At 62.8% G+C, this 7567-nt stretch carries 6 protein-coding genes; 1 reads left to right on the forward strand and 5 read right to left on the reverse strand.

What is annotated here, in order from left to right; translation table 11 throughout:
* Positions 1-28: 28 nt before the first annotated feature.
* The 5 genes from tadA (KF708_22750) to KF708_22770 form a co-directional block, all read right to left on the reverse strand.
* On the reverse strand, positions 29-1747 hold the full coding sequence (tadA, locus tag KF708_22750) for a Flp pilus assembly complex ATPase component TadA (protein ID MBX3415521.1): 1719 nt from the start codon (positions 1745-1747) through the stop codon (positions 29-31).
* 228 nt (positions 1748-1975) lie between these two features.
* Complete coding sequence (locus KF708_22755; protein ID MBX3415522.1) at positions 1976-3115, reverse strand: type IV pilus twitching motility protein PilT; 1140 nt, start codon at positions 3113-3115, stop codon at positions 1976-1978.
* Between the two features lie 621 nt (positions 3116-3736).
* On the reverse strand, positions 3737-5443 hold the full coding sequence (tadA, locus tag KF708_22760) for a Flp pilus assembly complex ATPase component TadA (GenBank protein MBX3415523.1): 1707 nt from the start codon (positions 5441-5443) through the stop codon (positions 3737-3739).
* 356 nt (positions 5444-5799) lie between these two features.
* A complete protein-coding gene (locus KF708_22765; GenBank protein ID MBX3415524.1) occupies positions 5800-6039 on the reverse strand; it encodes a hypothetical protein in 240 nt (79 codons plus the stop codon).
* A 31-nt stretch (positions 6040-6070) separates the two neighbouring features.
* Positions 6071-7024, reverse strand: a complete 954-nt coding sequence (locus KF708_22770) for a pyridoxal-phosphate dependent enzyme (GenBank protein MBX3415525.1) — start codon at positions 7022-7024, stop codon at positions 6071-6073.
* A gap of 159 nt (positions 7025-7183) precedes the next feature.
* Between KF708_22770 and KF708_22775 the strand changes: the two genes are divergently transcribed.
* Positions 7184-7567 (forward strand): hypothetical protein (locus KF708_22775; GenBank protein MBX3415526.1); only part of this gene is annotated, 384 nt, incomplete at its 3' end.

Consider the following 7567-nt stretch of genomic DNA (forward strand, 5'->3'; position numbering starts at 1 on the left):
CCGCGTCTCCGCGTGAGCTGTTTGTTGCTTAGTTTTCGACGATGGTTTCGCGGATGACTTCATCGATGGTGGTGGTGCCGTTGTAGGCCATGTCGAGGCCGGTATCGCGGAGCGTGACCATGCCGTGGCGGCGGGCCACTTCGCGCAGCTCGTCGGTAGCGGCGTTGCGCACGATCATGTCGCGGAGGTCGTCGTCCATGATGAGCAGCTCGAACAGGCCGACGCGTCCCTTGTAGCCCGTGTGGTTACAGGCCTCGCAGCCGGCGCCGCGGTAGAACTTCTTGCCGATGATGTCTCCGGGATCGAGTTGGAGATCGGCCAGCATCTCGGCCGAGGGAGTGGTTTCCTCGCGGCAGCCGCTGCAGATGCGGCGCACGAGTCGTTGGGCGAGGATGGCCTCGACCGTGGCGGTGATGAGAAACGGCTGCACGCCCATGTCGCGCAGACGAGTGACGGTGCTGGGGGCATCGTTCGTGTGCAGGGTGCTGAAGACCATGTGCCCGGTGAGCGAGGCCTGCACGGCGATTTCCGCCGTTTCGACGTCGCGAATCTCGCCGACGAGGATCTTGTCGGGATCTTGCCGCAGAATGGCACGGAGACAGGAGGCGAACGTGACGCCGATGGAGGAATCGATGGGCACCTGCACGATCCCGTCGATGTCGTACTCGATGGGGTCCTCGGTGGTGATGAGCTTGTCGTGGATATCGTTCAGCTCGTTCAGGGCCGAGTAGAGGGTGGTGGTCTTGCCCGAGCCGGTCGGCCCGGTGACGAGCACGATGCCGTTGGGCTTGGCGATCACGTCGCGGAACTTGCGGAGCGTGACGGCGTCCATGCCCACGGCGTTGAGATCCAACTGCACGACGGAGCGATCGAGGACCCGCATGACGACGCTTTCGCCGAACATGGTGGGGAGGACGGCGACGCGGAGATCGACGGGATGTCCGCCGACGTTGAGCTCGATGCGGCCGTCTTGCGGCAGGCGGCGCTCGGCGATGTCGAGGTTGGCCATCACCTTGATGCGGGTGGTGATGGCGAACGCCAGGTGGCGTGGCGGGGGGACCATCTCGTAGAGCACGCCGTCGGCCTTGATACGAATCTTGAATTCGTCTTCGAACGGCTCGAAGTGCAAGTCGCTGGCGTGCTCGCGAATGGCCAGCAGCAGGACCATGTTGAGGAGCTTGCGGACCGGGGCGCTATCGGCCAGGGCCTCGACGCTGGTCAGGTCGATCGGCCCTTCTTTGGAAAGCTTCTCGGCGGCCCGGATCAGCTCTTCGTCATCTTCGAGGCCGCTGACGATGCTCTCGACGCTGTCGGTGGCGCCGGCGTAGTAGCGATCGAGCGCGGCGAGCACGTCCCGTTCGGTGGCGACGACGGCGCGGACGTCGTAGCCCAGGAAGTTGCGCAGCTCGTCGAGCACGGAGAGCTTCTGCGGATCGCACATGGCGATCGTGAGGGTGTTGTCGCGGAAGCTGATGGGCACGATGCGATAGAGCTGCGCCATCGGCTCGGTGACGTAGGTGAGCACATCGGGCGGAATCGAGGTATCGGCCAGGCTGATGGCCTGCATGCCCATCTGTTCGGCCAGGGCCTGGGCGAGCTGCTCGTCGCTGATGAGGCTCATCGACTCGGCGACCTTGCCCAGCAGCATGCCGGGGCGCTGCTGTTGTTCTTCGAGCAGCATTTCGAGCTGCTCGTCGGTGATGAAACCGAGGTCGACGAGGATCTGTCCGAGACGTCTGATGGCCATGAATGAGTGAGTGAGCAGGGGTTAGTGGTCAGGGGGCAGTTGTCAGGCACGGGGTGCCTGACCTTGGTTTCTGGTTGAATCGTTTGGCATGCCCACCCCGCCGTGCGGTGAGGGCATGGCACCCAGTCATTTTTCTTTTTGTCTTTGCGCCTTCGCGTCTTTGCGTTGAATCGTTCTTTTGTCAGGTACGGGGTACCTGACCTACACAAGCCAGCAGTGCCACACGAATTACTTTTTCTTGCCTTTGTCGTCGTCCTCGTCCTGGCGGCGGGCGGCGTCGTCTTCGTCCTCGAAGATGCCCTTCTCGGCCTGCATGATGCGCCGGGCGAGATCGTCGGGCTTGTTCGACTTGACCATCACGTCTTCCTTGGTGCATTTGCCGCTGCGCCACAGCTTGAAGAGGTTGTCGTCCAGCAGTTGCATGCCGTACTTGGCCCCCGTTTGAATCGCCGACGTGATGCGGAAGGTCTTGTTCTCGCGAATCAGGTTGGCGATGGCGGGGGTGACGACGAGCATCTCGAACGCCGCGGCACGGCCACCACCGATCTTGGGAATCAGCGCCTGCGAGAGGACGCCGATGATCGAGGTCGATAGCTGCACGCGGATCTGTTCTTGCTGCGTGGTGGGAAAGACGTCGATGATGCGGTTGACGGTACCTTCGGCCCCCGTGGTGTGGAGCGTGCCGAAGACGACGTGCCCCGTTTCGGCCGCGGTGATGGCCGCCTCGATGGTGGCGAGGTCGCGCATTTCGCCCACGAGGATCACGTCGGGGTCCATACGCAGGGCGCGGCGAATCGCCTCGGGAAAGCTGGGGACGTCGACGCCGATCTCGCGCTGGTTGACGGTCGACTTCTTGTGTTTGTGATAGAACTCGATCGGGTCTTCGATCGTGATGATGTGGTGGTCGACGGTGTCGTTGATGTAATTGATCATGCTGGCCAGGCTGGTGCTTTTGCCCGAGCCGGTGGGGCCCGTGACGAGGAACAGCCCGCGTGGGCGCATGATCAACGAGCTGCAGACCGGCGGCAGGCCGAGTTGATCGAACGAGAGGAATTCGTTCGGAATGCGCCGCAACACCATGCCCACGGTGCCGCGCTGCTTGAAGACGGCCACGCGGAAGCGGGCGGCATCGCCGAAGGCAAAACCAAAGTCGGTTCCGCCCATTTCCTGGAGTTCTTGTTGGCAGCGTTCGGGAGTGATGCTCTTCATCAGGCCGACGGTGTCGTCCGGCTCGAGGACCTTGGTCTCGAGCTTGCGCATGTGCCCATCGAGACGGATCACCGGAGGCTGGCCCACGGTGATGTGGAGGTCGCTGGCCTTCTGATGCACGACGGTGTGCAGCAGTTTGTCGATGAGGATCGTTCCCATGGAGCGTTCTTGCTCGGTGGTTTTCGCGGGACAAACAGACCGGAGGCCCAGCCAGCGTCGCGCGGGCGAAGCCGCGAAGTGGGGCCGTAGCCCGCGCGGCATCCACGCACCGCCGGCGTGCGGATGTTGGACCGAACGTTTTTTGCGACCTCGAGACGAAGCCGCAGTTAGACCGCCTCTTCGAGTGCCGTTGCGCTAATCCGCGCTTCGAGCCGATGAGTCAGCAGGCTCGAGTCGCGGTTGGTTCCGTATCGCAATCAGGCCCCCCACCTGTTTCCCGCCGTGTGGATGAGTCGGCAGGAGTTTTGCGCCGCCACGCAAGAGTCGCGGGCAGCGCAAGATTATTCGCCCGGAGTCGTGCCAGGCCAAGAAAAGTCGAGTTCCCCGGGCGGCACATCCACGGCGCCGCACAACATTTTAACGTTCTTGGATGGGTCTCGGTCGCGGTGACGCCACGCGAGTGGACTGCGCGAAAGACCAATTCAGCATTGCACTTCAGTCTATTTATATTCTCTATTTTAACAAGACGGTCTGGCCCTTCGAGAGGGGCCTGCTCCGGCTTGCCGGCGATGGCCGGGAGGGGCCGAGCCTGGTGGTAGGGGCTTCGCAGCTCCGGGCCACTTACTGGCGCTTGGCCACGCGGAAGATCTCTTCGATGGTGGTGATGCCCTTGAGGACCTTGGCGATGCCGTCGTCGTAAAGCGATACCATGCCTTGAGCTAGGGCTGCCTTGCGAAGCTCCTGGGTCGAAACGCCGGCGAAGGAGAGCTCGCGAATCTTGGAGGTCATCATCATCAGTTCGTAGATGCCCAAGCGGCCGCGGTAGCCCGATCTGTTGCAGTTTCCGCACCCTTTGCCGCGCATGAAATTCCCTCGGGCGGCAATGTCGGGAGAGATACCGGCCGCCTCGAGCTGCGAGTCGGGTGGGGTGAACGGCTGTTTACATTTGGTGCAGATGACGCGCACGAGACGCTGTGCCAAGATGGCCACGACGCTGCTGGCGACGAGGTAAGAGGGGACACCCATGTCGACCATGCGTGTAACAGCACCGGGCGCATCGTTCGTATGCAGGGTACTGAATACCAAGTGTCCAGTCAGAGATGCTTGAATTCCCATCTCCGCCGTCTCGCTATCGCGCATCTCGCCCACGAGGATGACGTTCGGGGCCTGACGCAGCATCGAGCGGATGATGCGGGCGAAATCGAGCCCGATGTTGTGCCGGACCTCGACCTGGTTGATGCCGGGCAGGTAGTACTCGACCGGGTCCTCGGCGGTGATGATCTTGCGGTCAGGCCGGTTCAGCTCGTTGAGGGCGGCGTAGAGGGTGGTGGTCTTTCCGGAGCCAGTGGGGCCGGTCACGAGGACGATCCCGTTTGGTCTGCGGATCAGACCTTGGAAGGTGCGGAAGACCTCGTCCGACATGCCGAGCTGGCGGAGCCCCACCTTGATGGAGTCCTTATCGAGGATACGCATGACGACCGATTGGCCGTGATTGGTGGGCAGGACGCTGACGCGAAGGTCGAGGGTTTTGCTGCCGACGGTGGCCTTGATGCGTCCGTCCTGGGGTCGGCGGCGCTCGGCGATGTCGATCCGGGCCAGAATCTTGATGCGGGAGAGGATCGCCCCCAGCAGGCGGCGGGGGGGGCTGTCGCGCTCGACCAGCACACCGTCGATGCGGTAGCGGACCCGGACCCGATCCTCGAAGGGCTCGACGTGGATGTCGGAGGCCCGTAGCTGGACCGCCTCGCTGATGATGAGCTGGACCAGCCGGACGATCGGGGCGGCCGAGTCGTCGATGACCTCTTCGCCCCCCTCGGCGCCGGCGTCTTCGGTCTCGGTGAAGTCGATCGCCGTGTCGGTGAACTCCTGGAGCATGGAGTCAGCGCTTTCGCCCTCGGTCTGCCCGTAGTGGCGGTTGATCGACTCGAGGATGCTCTCGCGGGGGGCCAGGGCCAGACGAATCTCGCAGTTCAGAATGAACCGCAGCTTGTCGAGCATGTCGAAATCGAGGGGATCGCTGGCGATGACCTTGAGGGCGCCATCGTCGCGGGCCATCGGCAAAATGGCGTTTTCGCGGGCGATCGACTCGGGAACGAGCTCGATGATCGACGGCGGGATGACTACCTCGTTCAGGTTGACGTAGTCGAGGCCATGTTCCTGGGCGACGGCGCGCATTACCTCTTCGCCGGTGGCATAGCCGAGGCGGACCAGCGCGTCGGGGACCTTCATGCCCGACGATTTGGCCATCTGTTCGGCTTCGGCGAGCTGTTCGCTGCTGACGACCCGTTGGCGGATCAGGATTTCGCCAAACTTGCCCTGCTTGGCCATCGACGATGCTCCGGGAGGCATACGGCGCCCTCTGTCTGATTAAAACAAGCGCGAAACGACGCGTGGTGATCGCCCGGGCCGGTTGACCCGACGATGCTGCACGCGCGATGGAAAACGACGATCCAAGGGCCGATCCTGGTAGCCGAACGGCGCGGAGTTCGCGAAAGGAGGAGACGCCTCTTCTTCTGTCACGGGCGGAAAACCGCCTTGCGGCCGATCGAGCCTGCCAGCGGCAGGAGCAGGTGCCCAGCGAACGCAGGACCCCCAAAATGACAATAAACCCAGTATGGATTTAGGCTAATGACGCCTAGGGCCGCTGTCAAACAGATGCTTTCCTGGCGTTTTCGCCTGGGCAACTAGTCCGCTCTTGGCCTGGCGTGCCGGTTCATGCGCCAAAGCATGGCGGTACCTGCTCCGACCAGGGCCGAGGTCAGCCAGCGGACCATTTCTGCCCGTGCGCCGCTCCCTGTCAGCAATAGTGCGACAACCAGGGCTGCCACGAACAGCGAGAATACCAACAAACTCCAGACGATCTCGAACCGCCTGGCCACGACCGGCCCGAATCGCTCCTGGAAGTAGCTGTGTCGTTGCGCCATGTGGGAAGTTTCCCTCCGCGCATCAATTGGGTCAACGAATCGTCCAGGGCAGGCAGTCGAGATCGACGTTGCCGCCGCTGAGGATGACCCCGACGCGGCGGCCCCGAAAGCGGTCGGAGTATTTCAATAGGGCGGCCACGGGCACAGCCGAGGATGGCTCGATGACGATTTTCATCCGCTCCCAGACGAGCTTCATCGCCTGGACGATTTCGGCCTCGTCGACCGTCAGGATCTCGCGGAGGTGCCGGCTGAGGATCGAGAAGGTCAGCGGGCCGAGCGAGGTGCGCAGCCCGTCGGCGATCGTGGGGCCGATTGGCTCGGCGACGATGTGACCGGCGGCGAGCGAGCGCCGAGCGTCGTCGGCCAGGGCCGGCTCGGCGCCGATGATCTTGGCTTGGGGTAAAAGCTCCGAGACGGCCAGGCAGGTGCCGCTGGCGAGTCCACCGCCGCCGACCGGGGTGACTACGACATCGAGCCGCGGCACTTCTTCGATCAGTTCGAGCGAGGCGGTGGCGGCGCCCGCCACGACGCATGGGTCTTCGTAGGGGTGGATGAAGTTGGCCCCGGTGCGGGCGACGATCTCCTCGGCGGCTGATTCGCGGGCGGCCTGAGTCGGCTCGCACTCGACGATCTCGGCGCCGTAGTCCGCCACGGCGTTGCGCTTCACGGCCGGGGCGCCGCGCGGCATGACGATCGTGGCGGGGATGCCGCGCTGGCGGGCAGCCAGCGCCAGGGCCTGGGCGTGGTTGCCCGAAGAGTGCGTGACGACTCCGCGTCGGGCCTCATCGTCGCCGAGCGATTGCACGGCATTCGTCGCCCCGCGGAACTTGAAGGCGCCGACGCGCTGGAAGTTTTCGCACTTGAAGAAGACGTCGCTGCCCGTGCGCTGGTTGAAATAGCGTGACGTGAGGACGGGCGTGCGATGCGCGAAGGGGGCGATGCGCTGGGCGGCGGCGCGGATGACGTTGAGGTCGGGCAGTTGCATTGGGGCGTCAAATTGCTAAACGCACCGGTGACTCTTGGGGAGCCACAGTATACTAGGGACTTTGTCGCTCGTTTGGCTTAAAATGCCCTCATGCTGGAGATATTTACAATACGTCGGCCTCGACTCAACTTGCGAATCCTGTTCACGGTATTGACGATCTTGGCACTTCCCATGGCCTGGGCGAGTAGGCAACAGGCGATCGTCCATCGCAGGCAGACCACACGACAGTGGATTGAACTTCAAGGTGGCAAGCTGGTGCCCTACTCCGAACGTGGAAAATTACATGAAGTCATAGACGACCGTTTGATGCCAGTTCAATATCGGGGTGAGCAAGGAGGAGCTTCCTCCGTCAACGCGTTTCGGATGCATCTTGGTGACGAACCAATCGAGAGGATTTATCTCCGTCTCCCATTTAGTCCCGAGGAGTGCCAGCAGATTCTAAATGTGTTTCCAGAATCGGAAATTGCACAATCGGCCACGATGAAAGTCTCACATGAGAAACGCATGCAAATGATGAAAAGTCATCGCGTCCCGCGGATGAGC

Source organism: Pirellulales bacterium (assembly GCA_019636335.1).
Lineage (GTDB): Bacteria > Planctomycetota > Planctomycetia > Pirellulales > JAEUIK01 > JAHBXR01.